Source organism: Nostoc sp. 'Peltigera membranacea cyanobiont' 232 (assembly GCF_002245985.1).
Taxonomy (GTDB): Bacteria; Cyanobacteriota; Cyanobacteriia; order Cyanobacteriales; family Nostocaceae; genus Nostoc.
This window is the reverse complement of record NZ_NOLK01000006.1, coordinates 47,917-66,450: the sequence shown is the minus strand read 5'-3', so window position 1 is coordinate 66,450 and position 18,534 is coordinate 47,917. Positions and strand designations below refer to the sequence as shown.

The window sequence follows — 18,534 nt, the reverse complement described above, 5'->3', positions numbered from 1 at the left end:
AGCGCTTACGTGAATGGTATAAGATATAATCCTACCAAACACGTACTGTTAGCAGTATTGACTGCTGCTATCAACAGAAAGTGCATCTCCCTCCCAGCACCAATTCCAAAAAACCCCAAGACCTTTTCTTAGTATGCGGACTCCAAAGTTTAGGACAACATTGTGTTGCAGTCCTAAAGGAGTACGATGTTAGAGTCAACGCCATTGACGATGTACCGCCTGAAAATTGCGAAGTCCCAGAAGTACCAAGTTTACTAGAAAAGTTGATTGTAGGAGACTGCCGCCAGCCAAGTGTTTTAGAGCAGGCGGGTATAGGGGAATGTCGTTCAATACTTTTAGTCACAAGAAATGAGCGGATAAATATAGAAGCTGCCTTTGCAGCCCGGCGACTTAATCCGCATGTTCGGCTGATTGTACGTTCTGATAAACAAAATTTCAACAAACTTTTGTCCGAAAATCTAGGCAATTTTGTTGCCTTTGAGCCTACCCATCTCTCTGCTCATGCCTATGCTTTAGCTTCTCTCGGTTCTGAAGCCATTGGGTACTTTACCTTAGAAGGGCAACTATTGCAAGTAATCAAGCACCAAGTACAAGCGAAAGATAGCTGGTGCAATGGCAAGCCAGTACATAGACTGAATCTTACAACTCGCCGCATCTTGAGTCACACAACAGTTTCATCCGATCCACTCAAAGAATTGTTTGAATGGAACCCAGAAGCAGAAGTGCAGGTAGGAGACACACTCGTTTACATTGATGTTGCATACGAACTAGCTTTATCTGAGCAACATACAAATAAATCTTACCGCCAAAGTTGGCACTGGCAAGAGTTTCTTCAAGGCATCACAGCGAAGAATCTTAAGCAGAAAATAGTACAACTTTGGCAATCTTACTACCAAAGCCAAAATCAAATCCGGCGAATTGCGACAATCTATGCAATTACTGTACTCATATTGTGGTTAGTTGCAATAGTTCTTTACCGTTTGTATTATCCTGACATCAACCTGCAAGAAGCTTTCTATGGGACAGCAGTCTTGCTCTTGGGAGGATATGGAGATTTATTTGGCGGCGTTAAGTTTAAATCGCAACCAGAACCCTCAATCGATATGCCTTGGTGGTTGCGGTTGTTCAGTCTAGGACTCACGTTAACAGGTCAAGCTTTCGTGGGAGTATTATATGCACTGGTGACTGATGCTCTCGTAACTTCAAGATTTCATTTTTTCAATTCTCGTCCTCCCATACCACAACGCAACCATGTAGTGATTATTGGTTTAAATCGCTTGGGACAGAGAGTGGCCGCTCTTTTGCAAGAACTCAATCAGCCGTTAGTGGGAATTCATGATACCACTCTCGACCAAGAGACTTTACCAGATATGCCTCTGATTGTTGGCAATACTGCCGAAGCACTGACTAAGGTGAATTTCTCCCGTGCTAAAAGCATCGTTTTACTGGGGGACGATAATATGGAAAATCTGGAAATTGGTTTGATGGCTCATGGAATAAACCCCGCCACTAGCTTGATTATCCGCTCTCAAGATCGCCATTTTAGTGATAATATTGCCCCTCTGTTTCCCTATGCCCAAGTTCTATGTGGGGCGGCTTTGTCGGCCGAAGTTTTTGCTTGTGCTGCCTTTGGGGAAAATGTTCTCAGCTTGTTTCACTTGAGCGAGCAAATAGTCATGGTGACGGAATACAAGATTGAAGAAGGCGATACTCTTAATGGGTTGCTTCTATCTGAAATAGCATCTGGCTACAGTGTTGTGCCGATTCTCTACCATAAATATCGGCGAGACAACTATTCATTGATGCCTTGGTATGATGTTAAGCTTTATGCTGGCGATCGCTTGATTGTTTTAGCCACAAGCAGTAGTTTGCAGCGAATTGAATGGGGTGAAATGCTGCCTCGCCAATGGAGCGTGCAGATTGAAAAAGCTCTGACTACAAATGCTGTTATGTATGGCGCTGAAGAAATAGTCTTGATTACGGGATGTAGTTTAGCTACTGCTAGGCAATGGATGAACAATTTGCCTGGAGTGTTGCCAATACCACTTTATAAACATCAAGCTCAACGTCTTGTGCGGGCGCTAACAAAAATCCAAGTTTTGGCAAATGTAATCTTCATTGGGTAAGACAGTTGCTCCACTTGAGCAAACTGGGATGTAATTATAGGGGCGCAATATCAATATATTGTGCCCCTACTAGTCTAATCTGAAGTTGACAGAAATGACGGCTGTATGATTCTTACAGTGTGGTGAATACTATCTAGAACGAGTACCTGTTACTTCATTGGGATCGTTATAAGCTCGGACTTTATCGCGATTACGAGCCAGACCGCCTAAACCGAGTAGACCAAATAAACCCAGCCAACCCCAATCGAAACCGCGATCGCTAGTTCTTTCGGAAGCTGTGACACCTGTATTCCTATTAGTACCTGTAGTGTCAGTGCCTGTAGTTCCACTGCCTGTAGTTCCAGTACCTGTGGAATCAGTACCTGTGGTTCCAGTACCTGTGGTTCCAGTACCTGTGGTTCCAGTACCTGTGGTTCCACTGCCTGTGGAATCAGTACCTGTAGTTCCAGTACCTGTGGTTCCACTGCCATTTATACCAGTGCCTGTAGTTCCAGTACCTGTGGTTCCAGTGCCTGTGGTTCCAGTACCTGTGGAATCAGTACCTGTAGTTCCAGTACCTGTGGTTCCACTGCCATTTATACCAGTGCCTGTAGTTCCAGTACCTGTGGTTCCAGTACCTGTAGTTCCAGTACCTGTAGTTCCAGTACCTGTGGTTCCACTGCCTGTGGTTCCAGTACCTGTAGTTCCAGTACCTGTGGTTCCAGTACCTGAGCTACTACCACCACTAGAACCTCCGCTACCGGAGCCTCCACTTTGGGCAAAAACAGAAGAAGGTAAGGATACAGAGGCGAAACTGATGGCAAAGACAGTAGCCAAAACAGTTTTAGATAAATCAAAAGGCTTTATAGTCATGGTTCCTTTTATGTTTTAGATTTCTGTGGTTGATTGATGTTCAAAACTGATATTTTCTACTCAATCCAGTGCTAGGTTAGGTAAATTTGGACAAATAGTATAGATTGAGGATTCTTTCACCTATTTTGTGTTGGAAGTGTTGGAGAACAAACTAAACGCATTTGATGCTTCAATAACACATGAATATTTGTCATACTCAAACTAATTCATAATTAGTAATTACTTATTTATGATTAAGAACCTACGACTAGAGCCGCTTGCCCAAAAAAAGCAAGGTTTAAAATAAAACTATATTCACTTGCATCATAGATTTTAATTACTTATTATGAATTATTTTGTCATCCTTAAACTTAAGATAACATCTAGTTTTTTATTTAACTTCTACCATAAGAGTAAAACAAATTCTATCCCAGGAATTATTTTTGCATTAAAATGAGTCTGGAAAACAAAGAAAAACGCTTATTTTACCTATCAAAATTTCTGTGCCGAGATTTCAGCAACATTCTAGATTATTCTCTGGCGAAAGTGATAGAAGAATATACTCGGTTCGGTGAATCACCACTATTTAGCTAAAATTTGAGGAGTGTCGTGACTTTTGATACTATTCCTAAATTATGATGGAATTTTTAAATAATTTTTTCTCTACTAGCCAGTTTATTCCTCACGGACATTGCTATCTCTGGAAACCAGGATTGGTATGGTTGCATCTGATTTCAGATGTGTTAACTGGATTTGCTTATTATTCAATTCCAGTGATGCTAGTTTATTTTGTCCGTAAACGGCGAGATGTGCCTTTCGACTGGATGTTTCTGATGTTTGGCGCATTCATCGTTGCTTGTGGCACAACGCATTTGATGGATGTTTGGACGCTTTGGTATCCTACCTATTGGCTATCAGGGTTACTCAAAGCTATCACCGCTTTTGTCTCCGTGTTGACAGCTATAGAACTTATGCCATTAATACCCCAAGCACTAGCTCTACCAAGTCCTGCCCAGTTAGAGGCTGCAAACTACCAACTAGCAAAGGAAATTGCTGAACGCATACGAACTGAGGAGGTGTTGAGAGAAAGCGAACAACGCTGGCAATTAGCTTTGCGCGGCAATAATGATGGAATTTGGGACTGGAATGTTAAAACCAATGAAATTTTCTTCTCGGCTCGGTGGAAGGAAATGCTCGGTTACGAAGACTACGAAATTTCTAACCATTTAAATGAAAGGATAACACGAGTGCATCCAGACGATCTCAACTGGGTGACACAAGCAGTTCAAGATCACTTTGCTCAAAAAACACCGTTTTACATTACTGAGCATCAAGTTTTATGTAAAGACGGTAGTTACAAATGGATTTTGGATCGAGGTCAAGCACTGTGGGATGAAGATGGTAAGGTAGTGCGGATGGTAGGTTCACATACTGATATTACTGAGCGCAAGCAAGCAGAGGAGGCAGTAAGCAATCTACTTAATCAGCTAGAAAACATGGTTGAGGAACGAACAGCAGAGTTAACAAGAATTAATAAATCACTACAGGCAGAAATTACTGAGCGCCACCGAATAGGAGAAGCATTGCGGGAAAGCGAACAACGATTCCGTGCTACATTCCATCAAGCTGCTGTTGGCATCGCCCATGTCGCAATAGATGGAAGGTGGTTGTTAGTTAATCAGAGGCTTTGCGATATTCTCGGTTACACACCTGAAGAACTACAGTTCCTAACTTTCCAAGATATTACTCACCCAGATGATATTAACGCCGATCTGAAATATTTCGATCAAATTATAGCAGATAATATTCAAACTTACTCAATCGAAAAGCGCTATTTCCACAAAGATAACTCCATCGTTTGGGTTAATCTCACCGTGTCTTTAGTGCGCGAACCTAGCGGGGAGCCAATATATTTTATTTCTGTCGTCGAAGATATTAGCGAACGGCAAGCTGCACTGCGCGATCGCAAGCAATGGGAAGAGCAAATCCAAGCATCGCTCTTAGAAAAAGAGGTGTTATTAAAAGAAATTTACCATCGGGTCAAAAATAATTTACAGGTTATTTCCAGTCTGCTAAGTTTGCAATCTGCTTATATCAAAGACGAACACGATTTAGTAATATTCAAACAAAGCCAGCAACGGATTGCATCAATGGCTCTAGTACACGAAAAATTGTATCAGTCTCAAGACTTAGCAAGGATTAATTTTGGTGAATACATTCGAGATTTGGTAACAGATTTATTTACTGCTTATGAAGTCAATGAAGATGCGATCGCTCTGAACATAAATATTGACGATGGCGTGTTTCTCGGCTTAGATACAGCAATTCCTTGTAGCTTAATTATCCATGAGCTTGTATCCAATTCTTTGAAATATGCATTTCCATCAGGTGGAGATGGTACGATATATATCGAAATTCACCAAAATCAAGATCGTCATGTTACACTTGTAGTTGGTGATGACGGGATTGGTTTACCACCAAATTTTAGTTTCAAAAATATAGCTTCTTTAGGTTGGCAGTTAGTAGATGCTTTAATCAATCAAATTTCAGGAAATATCAATATCCAAGGTGCTAGGGGAGTAGAGTGTCAGGTGACATTTACATTAATATAAAAAACTAAAACATGACAACCGCAAAAATCTTAGTTGTAGAAGATGAAGCTATTGTTGCCAAAGATTTACAATATCGACTTATAAAATTTGGTTATACAGTTCCTGTAATTGCTTCTTCAGGAGAAGAAGCAATTAATAAAGCAGTAGAAATATCTCCAGATTTAGTGCTAATGGATATTAAGCTCAAAGGTTCAATGGACGGGATAGAAGCTGCTCAAGAAATCTATAAATATTTAGATATTCCAGTAATTTATTTGACTGCTTATGCAGATGATAAAACATTAGAAAGAGCTAAGATAACTGAACCATTTGGCTATCTACTCAAACCTTTCAAAGAAAAAGAACTACGAACAAATATTGAAATAACTCTAACTAAACATGATTTAGAAAGGCAATTAAAAATAAATAAGAAATGGCTGGATGCACTTTTAAGAAGTATAGGCGATGCTGTGATTGCTAGCGATCTGCAAGAATTGGTAACTTTTATGAATCCGGTTGCTGAAAATCTGACTGGATGGAAACAGGAAGAAGCTTATGGCAAAAATTCATCACAAGTATTCAATATTGCCAATGCAGAAACTCATAACTCTATTGAAAGTCCAATCGTAAAAGTCCTTCAAGATGGTATTATCGTTAGTCTCCCAGCAGAAACTATTCTGATTACTAGAGAAGGTGGAGAAATACCAATTGATGACAGTGCTGCACCAATTAAAGACGATAAAGATAATATTACGGGTGCTGTGTTAGTTTTTCGAGATATTACTGAGCGCAAACGAGCGATTGAGGCGCGTCAAAGGCAAATTGAGCAAGAGCAACTTGTGGTGAAATGGGAGGAGATAAATCAACTTAAAAATGACTTTTTGAATTTAGTTTCCCACGAACTGCGATCGCCTCTGAGTAATATGAAGGTAATGATTCAAATTATACAATCATCTACTAGTACTGAGGAAACTCAACGCTATCTACAGATGATGGAAGCCGAGTGCGATCGCGAGTTAGGATTAATTAACGATCTACTAGACTTACAACGGCTAGAAAGTTCATCATATCCAGTCATTACAACTGATGCGTTGCTCTTACAGCAGTGGTTAACTTGGATGATTGAGCCATTTCAAATCCGCGTTCAACAACAGCAGCAAAATCTACAGTTAAATCTCCCTTCAAATCTCCCGCCGTTGTTATCAGATGGCATAAGCTTAGAACGAATCTTAGGAGAATTGCTCAATAATGCCTGTAAATACACACCTGCGGGTGGTGAAATTATCCTAAGTGTCAGCTACAACTCCTTGGAAACGCCTGCAAAAACTATTATTACTACCAGTAATTCAGCAGAAATTCCCACAACAGAGTTACCACGAATCTTTGATAAGTTTTATCGCATCCCCAATGCAGACATCTGGAATCAAGGTGGTTCTGGATTAGGTTTACCTATAGTACAGAAATTAGTCGAACAACTGCAAGGAAACATTCAAGTAGAAAGCGGTAACGGCTGGACAACATTTACCCTTACATTAACTGATTTATTATAGACTTTTAGCTTCTATTAAAAATTTGATAAAATTTATCCGACACATCAATTATTAGAGGCGTACATCCATACACCTCTAATAATTGACATAGCAAATATTTATATAAATGTTATGAGATAATAAAAGCAATTTATTAGATTCAGAAAAATGTCATTAAATTTATCTTTCACACCTCAAGGTTTTAGTGCATTTATTACAAATTTAGGAATACGCGATACAACTGATGATTTTGTATTTATTAAATCATCAGTTCCTTGTATTGCGGATGGAGTCTTCACTCAAAGTCTTTTCGTCGGGCCAAGTGTTACCATTAGCCGCGAGAACTTAAAAGATTCACAAATAGAAGGAGTTGTCGTTATATCTAAGAATGCAAATGTTGCTAATGGTGCTGTTGGCATCGCTGATGCCCAAGAGGTTCTACAATTAGTTGCAACTGAAACTGGAATTGCTGCACATAATATTGCGATCGCTTCTACAGGCGTGATTGGCAGACGTTACCCGATTGAAAAAATCCGAGCAGGTTTATTAGGATTGGGAAAAAAATTGACTCCTGCTGATTTTAATGCCGCAGCCCGTGGTATTATGACCACCGATACAGTACCGAAAATAGCTACACGGCAAATAGGTAATGCCAAGCTGGTAGGAATTGCCAAAGGTGTCGGGATGATTGAGCCTAATATGGCTACACTTCTAACTTTCTTTTTTACCGATGCTGCGATTTCTGCAAATAGCCTTCGTTCTATTTTTCGCTCTACTATAGATAAAACCTTTAACTGCCTGAGTGTGGACACTGACACTTCTACTAGTGACTCCGCCGTGATTCTAGCTAATGGAATAGCTGGTGAAGTTTCAGAAGCGGATTTTGCCAGTGCATTGCAAGAAGTTGCACAAGAATTGGTGCTGAAAATTGCCAGAGATGCAGAAGGTGCTACCAAAATTATTCAGGTAACTGTAGATTCAGCAATTAACTATGCACAAGCTAAAAAAGTAGCTAAAGCAATTGTCAATTCCCCATTAGTAAAAACCGCCGTTTATGGAGCAGATCCAAATTGGGGAAGAGTTGCTATGGCTATAGGCAAATGTGAAAATGAGCAAGAGATAAATCCAGAACGAGTTGTTATCAGTTTTGATAATGTTAAAGTTTATCCTAATAGCTTAACTAGTGAAAATCTGGAACAGTTACGGCAAATTATGTCTAAAGATAAAGTAGATATTCATGTTAGCCTCAATATTGGTGAGGTTTCTGCAACTGTATGGGGTTGCGATCTTTCGGAGGGTTATATAGAAATTAATGGCAAATACTCAACTTGATTAACAAGAGGAGATGCAAAATTCTGCGTTTCTACATCAGTTGATGCTACGCTTCATCAGAACACACTCGATTATGTTTTTTGACTTGTGTGTACAGGTTAGCCCTTCCAGAAATGAGAGAAACTTTGGTATTAGTCAAAAGTGTAGTTATGTGCTTTATTTTACAAAAAATTACATAGCGATCGTACTAGTACACCACGGCGTAAATAAAGCTACCATTTCAAATCAACGAAAGGCTTACGCTGTATTCATTTTGAATTTTGAATTTTGAATTTTGAATTCCGCCTTGCGGTACTAGTCCTCATCTAGAGATGGATAAGTAGCGCAAGTACATCAAGAGCTAATTGCTTTGTCAAAAAAGTTGACGCAGGTAGTAATATTGTAATATAGTATACTACATAAATGATGGGTTAGATTAAAAAGACTTCCTAGCCAGTACAGCACGGTGGAAATAAAATTAACACTTGTACGTAAATAGTTGATATTACGAGAAAAATTTTTACAATTTCATCCTTAACATCAAATAACTTTATTAACGCTGCATAACTAAACAAATATGGATTTTGACTATTTTAGAAGCAATGAAGGCACTCCTGCAAATAATACCCGACAAAGCTTGCTTGCTAGTGGTTGGCGACCGTTTAACCGAGAATTAGACTGGGGGTTTTTGTGGCAACTTTTGTATAGTGACTCCCGCGAATTAACTCAAAAAAGTTTGAATTTAGCGAGTAATGTTGCTGATATTTTGGGACGAAATAATTATGCTTGGTGGGCTAATTTATTAAATATTGTATCTGAGAATACCCGCTACGAAGTGGAAAAATTTTGGAATTACATTACGCCAGATCCTCAATCACCAGATCATCGCTACAAAGATGTTTTGAGTACGGAAACGCCCATTGTCCAATTTGTTAGTCGTAGTAGCATTCCCATTGATTATGTTCTGAACCGACTGCAAGAAATTACTGTATTACGAGTTTTGGGTGTGTTGGGTAATCCTGACATTATTACTCAGTATTATTCAGAAAGAGATTTTTATTTTCCTATAGATAGATTTATTAGCTGGGAACGCTTAGACGTTATTAATACTGTTTATGCTTACTGGGCGAAGCATGACGTTTGGTTGCAAATTGATCCCTACGATCGCGGGCGACGACAATATAGCTTAATGGCGAGAAATCTCGCACCACTAATTAACAAAGCGACTTATGACTTAGCAGTAATGCTGAGTGGATATCAAAGTCGTGTAGGTAAAGTTCACAGCCAATTTAATATCCGCACATTTCCGACAGATATCCAAAACTTTACTGATTCTGTACAGCAAGCGATTCTGAATCAAAACCAGTTAGCAGTTGTTGTACATGGTCAACCAGGTACTGGTAAAACAGTCTGGACACAAGCAGTAGCAAAAGAAATTCTTGTACCTTTAGGGTATGTAATTTTTATTTTAGATCATGATGCGATCGCTAATTTTGTTCCCCCAACTTACATAGAGCGTATTTGTATCGTTATTAACGAAGCTGATAATCTAGCGCAAAATCGCGCTTCCGAGGTAGCGCAATACAACAATAAAACCGAACATATTCTCAGTTTGCTGGATGGCACTTTGTATCAAAGTGTCATTGATGAGTCTGGTATTCAGATGCAGCAACGGTTAGTTATCTTGATGACTTGTAATACTACTGAAAGATTAGATCCAGCTATGTTACGTAAGGGCCGGGTGGATTTAATATATGAGTTTACGCAACTATTTATTTGAATTGGGTAATACTATTTCACACAAACCTTGATACATATAGGTTTCTCATAGCCAGGGCGAATAGAATTGTCTGCGTCACACTGTGTCAACGCGGTTACACAAACTGAACAAAAATTGAGGTTTTCAAACTCACGGAGGTGGGTTTTGTCTGTATAGACGCAGCTTATAACCGCCCTTTTAAGTTTCAGTACTTTCACCAGAGTTTCACCTGTTTTTGCGATACAAGCTGATGCTGTTTGCGCCAAGCCTGGGGAGGTAAACCGTGATGTTGGCGAAACTGGCGGGAGAAATGAGACACATCTTGATAGCCTAATGCTTTCGCTATTTTCTCGACTGTCTGATTATCATTTTGGAGTAAAAAACGAGCGCCCGCCATGCGGCGTTTGACAATCCAGCAGTTTACAGTCTCTCCTGTCTGTCTTGCAACTCGGTTAGTTAAGTAAGCAGGTGAGTAACCAACAGCAACAGCCACATCACACAAAGTAATTCCTTGATGATAATGGGCTTCGATAAAGTCGAAAACTTCTTTTAATTGGGGAATGGAGGGAAAGATTGATTGAGAAGGGATCGTGGTTTCTCGATCGGTGGTTTCTACAGGTGCGATCGCAGGTGAGGTATTATCTGCAAATACTGATTTTAGAGCTTTCTCAGATTTCATCGTACACCAGTTTTGCAGAGTAGCTTGTTTTTGTAGCCGGATAGCGATCGCTCTGAGCAATTCGTCTAGTGTAGAGGGTTTGGTAAGATAATCATCTGCTCCCAATTCCATAGCTTTGCGAACATCTGCTTTGTTACTACTCCCAGTCAGAAAAATAAAGGGAATAATAGCTGTCAGAGGATCTTGGCGTAGCGTACTTAAAACGCTATAACCATCCATATCGGGCATCGTAATATCGCAAATCACTAAGTCGGGTATACACTCTTGTACTTGTTGGATACCAGCAAGACCGTTGTCTGCACTGATTGTATCAAAACCTTTAGCCTTAAGACCTTTTAAATAAAGATCGCGGGTAACATTATCATCTTCAATGACGAGAATTTTATTTGACGATTCGTCGATCATTTTTATTCCCATAACTTTTTGCAGAAGCTGGTTTCTATTAGACTGTGGCCGAAGTTTGCCTATCTTTAGAGGATGTTTTAAAAGTGTTTGGCTGTGATTTTAGGCTTCCCGCTCCCCCCTAGCCCCCTTTTTAAGGGGAATTTAGGAGGATCTAAAAGTATTTGATACATCATTAGCAGATTTTAAAATATCCTCTTAATCTGGCTTAATTGGATTTACACTGTGCTGGATTCATTTTTTTTGTGAGCATGTAAATAGGCATAAGCTCAATTAATTTGTTCCGAGAGTTGTGATTGTTAAGTTGTTAATTAAGAACTAATCTTGATTTGAACATTCATAACTCGGAACTAGTAAAATCTGATTTTATTAATGGCAGAATCACAGAGAACATAGTGCCCACACCAATTTGACTTTCTACAACAACTTGACCATGATGTAGGTCTACAAGGGTTTTAAGAATCGATAGTCCTAATCCAGTGCCAGGTATACGATCGATATTACTACCACGGTAGAATGGCTCAAATATTCGTTGTTGATCTAGTGCTGAAATACCAATCCCCCTATCTTTAACCTGGAAAATTACTTGCTCTTTTTTACAAGAGAGTTGTAATTCAACTGTCATACCTGAGAGGGAATACTTGATTGCATTATCGAGCAAATTCTTTAAAATTGGCTCTAAAAGTTTTTTGTCTATGCAGGCTTTTAGAGAACTTTCTTGACTAACAAACTGAATTGGAATTTGCCTAATGCTCATCTGCATTTGTGCAACTAAATCATTACAAAACTCAACTAATTCAAGGGGTCTAGGTTCATAGTTTATTTTTGCTGCTTCTGCCTTAGAGAAAAATAAAATATCATCTAACATCTGACCGAGTTGTTCGGTAGCTTTTTGAATATGATCTAGTAATGGTTGAATTTTCTTCTGTGTACGTTTGTCTACTTCTTCCTTTAGTAAACTATTAGAAAATGAAACAATATTCAACGGTGTACGGAATTGATGGCAAACCATAGAAAGAAAACGCGCTCTAAGTTCGCTAAGTTGTTTTGCTTGTTCTAAAGCTTGATTAAGACCTAATTCTGCATATTTGTAATCGGTAATATCAATGCCCGCAATCATTTCTACTGGTTTTCCTCCAAAATCTAGCACTCCATCCAACATTACAACCGCACAAGCTAGCCAGCGCTCCGTACCGTTTTTTGTCAGAATATTCATTTCCTGATATTCAAAGTTAGTTGCTTCATTTTGCTTACGTACCTGCCTACTTCTTTTGCTCTTAATCAGTCGGCGAAGATCGAAACCTGTTAATAGTTCCTCTTTTGTGTAGCCAGTAAGTTGCTCTACTGCTGGATTTATGTAGCAAAGCCGCGTGCCTTGAATCAGAAAAGTGCTGGTATCTGTCGTTTCGGCTATTGTCCGAAATCTAACTGCGTTTAGCCGCAATGCTTCTTCAGTCTGTTTCGATTCAGTAATGTCCCAAATACTCCAGACTCTACCAATAATTTTGCCCTCCAACAAATGAGGCTTAGAGTAGTGTGCAAAAACTCTCCCATCTTTCAATTCTAGAATGTCGTAGCTCTCGAAATCGGATTGGCTAGACACTTCCCAAATTAGCCGACTAAAGGCTTGTGGATCTTTAAGTTGGTTCTCAAAAAAGGCTTTGCATCGAGGACATTTTTTAGATAATATTAGGGACTGTGGGATCTGCCACATATCCACAAATTTCTGATTCAAACTCAGAATATCTCCCTCAAAGTTAACTGCAACAATACCAATGGCAGTAGATTCGAGAGTAGAACGAAGTAAAGAAAGAGATGTTTCTAATTCTACTTCTTTGGCCTTGAGTTGAGAAAATTCCTGTTGTAAATTGTCTTTGGCATCCCTTAATCCATCATTCCACTTTTGTACGCTCAGTTCTACTATTTCACCAGTTTTCTCACGAGCAAAGGCACAGCCAAATTCCATATCTTGGTGTTTAACATAGTTCATAGATATTTCTACCAGAAATATCCGACCTCCTTTTGTTCGATAGCGAGATTTAAAGGCAAGAGAACCCCGTGAGCTAACATCTGACCAATTGTGTAGAGAAAAGTCTACATCTATATCATGGAGCCTCATAGAAAGTAATTCCTCACGGGAATACTCAGTCATGAGACACGTGGCATCATTGACGTAAAGAAACTGCGCGTTTGCTCCTAAACAGAAGGCAGCATCTACAGCATGATTTATTAGGAAGTCAGCAAACTTCATCTCTATTTCTGGTTGTAGTGCCCATTGATTGTTTGATTTAGCTAGTGTATATTCGGCAGAATTCATATTTCTACTTCCCCTGGTAATCAATCAACACCATAGGCATTGATCAGTTAATAATCATAATTTACTAAACTATTTGGTGCATTCTTTGGTTGTAAAAAAAGGAAATTAGTTAGGAAATTAAAAAATATTACAAATTATCTTAACAAAAATTATCATACCAGAAAAACGTAAATTATTGAACCAAATTTTCCTAAAAAAACCTAAATGTTTAAAAAAATTGACTATTGACTTAAACAGCTTTTGATTGATAGCAACAAAAAATTTAGACAAATCAAATTCAGATTAGTCAATAAACATTATTAGACAAGAGTTTTTAACTCTTAATCTATAACTAGAAAAGATATTTTAAATTTAAATTAGCCCTGCACCAAAACTAACTAAATAGTTCACCAACCTAAAATTATTAGGTTTCGACTGGGAAAAGTTAAAGGATAAAGATTTTTATCCTTTAATTTTTCCCTCGCCAAGGACTTTAGCGAACTACTAGTACACTGTGACAGAAGTTTGCCTACCTTTAACCAGTTGCTTGAGTAGAGACAATTCATGAATTGTCCCTATCTGTCTGGTTAATTACAATGGTAGTTGGATTTACGCTGTGCTGTACTAGTGTAGAGTCGTTTGATTTTCAACATAAACGCGATGTGCAGTGCTAGACCTGGCTTAAATGAACAAATTTCACTAATCAACTTATTTGCTTAATTTATCTTAACTTACCCTTTCATGTATCTAACTATATAAGAATATGCTTAAATATCTGTCTTAAGAAGTACAATTATACCGAAAATATACGTACATACTTAGGTATAAGTTCGTGTTTGTTTTAGTATATAAAGAAACACGAACTTATACTAAGTATGTTGAACTGAATTGGATGTCAAAAAAAATATATTTTATCAAGTAATCACGTACTGAACGCTTAATCATCTCTCACAGTAAATATAAAAAGTTAATAAATGATGTCTTTCTCGTTACAAATAATTGACCCAAAGAGTTTTTGGTGACAATATAAAAACCGCTAAATCGTCTCATGCTTTAATTCTGATAAAAACTTGTGTAAGTGTTAAAGCAAAAGAATTGACAATCAAATCAAAAGATTTTCTATTGCAAAGTTGGTAATGTACCGCTTCTGCGATGCCTACGGCGGGCTACGCCTACGCAAAATATCAATCTTTTAGGCTGACTAAGTTGCAAATGTCACAATCATGATTAAAGCGAAAGAATTGACACCCACATCAAAAGATTTTTCATTGCCAATTAGGTTTTCATCATAATAATCACCAGAACCTCCCCAGCGGTTCAGTAAGTAGATCGGTGCTATTAAAGCTAGCTATATTAAGCTTTGTAAAGATTCTGAGACGTGTTTGAGTTCAGGTTAGTTGCTACTTTATACACCTTTATATGATTTAGTTTTTCCGTGCAAATCTACTTAAGTAATGTAGTCATCACCAGAGAAGCGAAAAATTTGACACCCACATCAAAGGATTTTTGATTGCACAACGCTCTTCGTCTCCTTTATTGTGGTGATAAGAAGCACAGCCCCAACTGTTGTATGCTTTGGGTAAAAATTTTTTGGTACTGCGCTCATAAGCATCAATCAGCAGCGATCAACCATTTCTACTATCGACCAAGCAAGGTCATAGCTGTAGTAAACAACAGAGTTGTTTGTATTAAATATTTCTAACGCTGTGATTGTAAACGAAAAAGCCTTTGTGTAACTTTCTGTAATTAAGTGAAACCAATGAGTCAAAACTATACTGGTTCAAACTCTCCTCTCATCACCACTGAGCCATACAAGGAACTTCCAGCAAACAGATATGTAGAATCTGTGTCTGACTCCCGTAAGGTTGATGAATCAAAGAATAATGGGGGAATTCAGCCTTTTTTAAACGATGAAACAACCCCAACCCTCTCAGTTGCCGATGCGATCGCTCAGATGTTGGTAAATTTGGGAGTAGAATACGCTTTTGGTGTCGCCGGTGGTGCAATGGCCAGCCTTTGGGGGGCGCTATCCAATAGCATAGATGTGTTGAACTTCCGCCATGAAGCAGGAGCCGCATTTGCAGCCACCGAAGCATACTTTGCCAATAATCGTCCCACTGTAGTTTTTACCACAGCCGGGCCGGGGATCACCAACGCACTGACCGGGTTATTTGCGGCTCGTGGTGAAGGTGCAAAGGTAATTTTGTTATCGGCTTGCACCTCAGCACCGCAGCGGGGACGCTGGGCAATTCAAGAAACCAGCACTTATACATTACCTAGTGGAGGAATTTTTACATCAGGAGCGCTATTCAACTATGCAATAACTATTGAATCTGCGGCTCAACTCCCGCAGATTTTTCGCAAACTTGCTTTGGCGATGGCGCAACCAGGCGGATTTGTCGCTCATTTGAGCATTCCCACGGCTGTGCAGACAAGTTTAGTTGAGGATGTAGCCTTACCCCAACTAGATGTTTCGCCATTTCCGATGACTGCTTCCAAAGAAGCGATCGCTAAATCTGTAGAGTTATTATCATCTGGCCCCTTTGCTATCTGGGTTGGTTTCGGTGCGCGTGATGCAGCAGCCGAAATCCGCCAACTGGCTGAAAAAACTGGAGCAGCCGTCATCTGCTCACCCCGTGGAAAAGGTATCTTCCCCGAAGATCATCCCCAGTTTGTGGGTGTCACAGGTTTAGGGGGTCATGCTTCCGTCTTAACTTATATGGAACAGCAGCCCCCACTACGCACACTCGTATTAGGAACCCGCCTTGGCGAACCGACTTCCTTTTGGAGTTCGGCGCTAGTACCCAAAGGAGGCTTTGTCCATGTAGATATTGACCCAGAAGTGCCAGGTGTAGCCTATCCACACGTTGAAACTTTCGGGGTTCGGTCTGATATCAAAGCTTTTGTGGAAGAGTTATTGCAGCAATTACCGGATGCTCCTGATTCCACAACTTTGTCGCTACCTCGTCCAGAACGCAAAGCAATTGAACCTGCACCAGACGTAGATTATCCAGTGCGGCCAGAAGTATTGATGGCAGCAATTCAGAAGATAATTGTTGAAGGTAGTGATGCCATAGTAATGGCGGAGTGTGGTAACTCCTTTACTTGGTCAACTCATTTATTGCAATTTGCCGAAGCCAATCGTTACCGAGTCAGCACCGGAGTCGGCGCAATGGGTCACGCTGTTACTGGAGTGTTGGGTGCAGCGCTGGCGAACAATACCAAGGCTGTAGGGATTGTTGGCGATGGAGCAATGCTGATGAATAACGAAATCAGCACAGCCGTGAAATACAAAATTCCCGCAATCTGGATTGTCCTCAATGATGCACGTTACAACATGTGCCATCAAGGGATGAAAATCTTGGGATTAAAGGGCGCAGATGCAACACTTCCACCGACAAACTTCGCCATGATTGCTCGTGGGATGGGAGCAGAAGCGATCGTGGTTGTTAGAGAGTCGGATATTGAAGCGGCATTAGAACAAGCGATCGCATCATCTGTTCCGTTTCTCATTGATGTAGTAATTGATGCCGATCGCCCAGCACCTTCTGGTGGACGTAATAAGAGTTTGGCAGCACAAGGAGTTAAATCAAGTCCAGCTAAAAGTGCAGCCAAGCAAGTTTCATTTCCAATGGTTTGATTTTAAAAGCTGGCAATTTCATTCAATTGTTATAGACACTGAAATCCCAATCAAACGGACTTTGTAATATATGTCTGATTGATACGTTCGCAGTCTTAGTCTACTCACCAAAGGACAAGGATGAAGTACGAATTTAGAAGCGAAAAAACCCTTTCCAGCTAACAACTACACCGCCAAACTGGAACTTAAAGTTTTTGATTTTTAATGACTTACTTATTCTTACTTCATCCTATCTTAATCTTCGAGACTGCTTTTGTTTCTATTTCTTTACATTTCGTAATTCTAATTACTTTGAGGTCAAGATGCTGCTATTTGAAACTGTTAGAGAAATGGGCCACGAACAAGTTTTGTTTTGTCATGGTAAAAATCCTGAAATTAAGGCAATTATTGCTATCCATGACACAACCTTGGGCCCAGCGATGGGAGCTACAAGAATCTTGCCTTATGTCAACGAAGAAGCTGCTTTAAAAGACGCACTTCGTCTCAGTCGGGGGATGACTTATAAAGCTGCCTGTGCAAACATTCCGGCTGGTGGTGGCAAAGCAGTTATTATCGCTAATCCTGAAAATAAAACAGACGATCTGTTAAGAGCTTACGGACGTTTTGTTAACAGTCTCAATGGACGTTTTATTACCGGGCAAGATGTCAATATTACCCCTGATGATGTCCGAACAATCAGTCAAGAAACTAAATATGTTGTTGGAGTCTCAGAAAAATCTGGTGGGCCTGCTCCCATAACATCATTAGGAGTTTTTCTCGGAATTAAAGCTGCTGTGGAGTCTCGTTGGCAAAGCAAAAGACTTGATGGTATGAAAGTTGCCGTTCAAGGCTTAGGAAATGTTGGTAAAAATCTCTGTCGGCACTTACATGAGCATGATGTCAAGCTTTTTGTTAGCGATGTAGATCCAGCAAAAGCAGAAGAGATAAAACGGCTTTTTGGCGCAACTATTGTAGAACCAACCGAAATTTACTCACTTGATGTAGATATCTTTGCTCCTTGCGCTTTAGGAGGAATTCTTAATAGTCATACAATTCCTTTCCTGCAAGCTTCTATTATTGCTGGTGCAGCTAATAATCAATTGGAGAATGAGCAACTACATAGTCAAATGCTTACCAAAAAGGGGATTCTTTACAGCCCTGATTATGTAATTAATGCCGGAGGGCTAATCAATGTTTACAACGAAATGATTGGTTATGACGAAGAAAAAGCTTTCAAGCAAGTGCATAACATTTATGACACGCTGTTAGCAATTTTTGATATCGCCAAAGAGCAGGGAGTTACTACCAACGATGCTGCTAAACGATTAGCCGAAGACCGCATCAACAATAGTAAGCGAAGCAAGACTCAGGCGATCGCAGCCTGATTATTA

General features: G+C 39.6%; 10 protein-coding genes. 7 read left to right on the top strand and 3 right to left on the bottom strand.

What is annotated here, in order from left to right:
- Positions 1-80 precede the first annotated feature (80 nt).
- Entirely contained in the window at positions 81-2,126 is a 2,046-nt protein-coding gene (locus CDG79_RS03545; RefSeq protein ID WP_094340768.1) for a potassium channel family protein, read from the top strand.
- A 129-nt stretch (positions 2,127-2,255) separates the two neighbouring features.
- Here CDG79_RS03545 and CDG79_RS03540 read toward each other — a convergent pair whose 3' ends face one another.
- On the bottom strand, positions 2,256-2,978 hold the full coding sequence (locus CDG79_RS03540; protein WP_094340765.1) for a hypothetical protein: 723 nt from the start codon (positions 2,976-2,978) through the stop codon (positions 2,256-2,258).
- Positions 2,979-3,592: 614 nt separating this feature from the next.
- Here CDG79_RS03540 and CDG79_RS45375 point away from each other — a divergent pair.
- The 4 genes from CDG79_RS45375 to CDG79_RS03520 all read left to right on the top strand — a co-directional run bounded on the left by CDG79_RS45375 (position 3,593) and on the right by CDG79_RS03520 (position 10,168).
- On the top strand, positions 3,593-5,569 hold the full coding sequence (locus tag CDG79_RS45375; protein ID WP_094340762.1) for a PAS domain S-box protein: 1,977 nt from the start codon (positions 3,593-3,595) through the stop codon (positions 5,567-5,569).
- 11 nt (positions 5,570-5,580) lie between these two features.
- The gene (locus CDG79_RS03530; protein WP_094340761.1) at positions 5,581-7,098 is read left to right on the top strand and encodes a hybrid sensor histidine kinase/response regulator; all 1,518 of its coding nucleotides are present in this window, start codon (positions 5,581-5,583) and stop codon (positions 7,096-7,098) included.
- A gap of 147 nt (positions 7,099-7,245) precedes the next feature.
- A complete protein-coding gene (gene argJ / locus CDG79_RS03525; protein ID WP_094340758.1) occupies positions 7,246-8,409 on the top strand; it encodes a bifunctional glutamate N-acetyltransferase/amino-acid acetyltransferase ArgJ in 1,164 nt (387 codons plus the stop codon).
- Positions 8,410-8,965: 556 nt separating this feature from the next.
- Positions 8,966-10,168, top strand: a complete 1,203-nt coding sequence (locus CDG79_RS03520; RefSeq protein WP_094340756.1) for an AAA family ATPase — start codon at positions 8,966-8,968, stop codon at positions 10,166-10,168.
- A 193-nt stretch (positions 10,169-10,361) separates the two neighbouring features.
- On the opposite strand, the gene CDG79_RS03515 is transcribed toward CDG79_RS03520, so the two are convergent.
- Together CDG79_RS03515 and CDG79_RS03510 are read right to left on the bottom strand one after the other, a co-directional pair.
- The gene (locus tag CDG79_RS03515) at positions 10,362-11,231 is read right to left on the bottom strand and encodes a response regulator transcription factor (protein WP_094340873.1); all 870 of its coding nucleotides are present in this window, start codon (positions 11,229-11,231) and stop codon (positions 10,362-10,364) included.
- A gap of 334 nt (positions 11,232-11,565) precedes the next feature.
- Positions 11,566-13,545, bottom strand: coding sequence for a scytonemin biosynthesis sensor histidine kinase (locus CDG79_RS03510; protein WP_094340753.1), 1,980 nt, complete (start codon positions 13,543-13,545; stop codon positions 11,566-11,568).
- 1,738 nt (positions 13,546-15,283) lie between these two features.
- Here CDG79_RS03510 and scyA point away from each other — a divergent pair.
- Together scyA and scyB are read left to right on the top strand one after the other, a co-directional pair.
- Complete coding sequence (gene scyA / locus CDG79_RS03505; RefSeq protein WP_094340750.1) at positions 15,284-17,164, top strand: scytonemin biosynthesis protein ScyA; 1,881 nt, start codon at positions 15,284-15,286, stop codon at positions 17,162-17,164.
- Positions 17,165-17,466: 302 nt separating this feature from the next.
- On the top strand, positions 17,467-18,528 hold the full coding sequence (gene scyB / locus CDG79_RS03500; protein ID WP_094340747.1) for a tryptophan dehydrogenase ScyB: 1,062 nt from the start codon (positions 17,467-17,469) through the stop codon (positions 18,526-18,528).
- The last annotated feature ends 6 nt before the right edge of the window (positions 18,529-18,534 follow it).

Coding starts and splice junctions, on each gene's coding strand:
- argJ (WP_094340758.1), top strand. CDS start 7,246: ATGTCATTAAATTTATCTTTCACACCTCAAGGTTTTAGTGCATTTATT.
- scyA (WP_094340750.1), top strand. CDS start 15,284: ATGAGTCAAAACTATACTGGTTCAAACTCTCCTCTCATCACCACTGAG.
- CDG79_RS03515 (WP_094340873.1), bottom strand. CDS start 11,231: ATGATCGACGAATCGTCAAATAAAATTCTCGTCATTGAAGATGATAAT.
- CDG79_RS45375 (WP_094340762.1), top strand. CDS start 3,593: ATGATGGAATTTTTAAATAATTTTTTCTCTACTAGCCAGTTTATTCCT.
- scyB (WP_094340747.1), top strand. CDS start 17,467: ATGCTGCTATTTGAAACTGTTAGAGAAATGGGCCACGAACAAGTTTTG.
- CDG79_RS03540 (WP_094340765.1), bottom strand. CDS start 2,978: ATGACTATAAAGCCTTTTGATTTATCTAAAACTGTTTTGGCTACTGTC.
- CDG79_RS03510 (WP_094340753.1), bottom strand. CDS start 13,545: ATGAATTCTGCCGAATATACACTAGCTAAATCAAACAATCAATGGGCA.
- CDG79_RS03520 (WP_094340756.1), top strand. CDS start 8,966: ATGGATTTTGACTATTTTAGAAGCAATGAAGGCACTCCTGCAAATAAT.
- CDG79_RS03530 (WP_094340761.1), top strand. CDS start 5,581: ATGACAACCGCAAAAATCTTAGTTGTAGAAGATGAAGCTATTGTTGCC.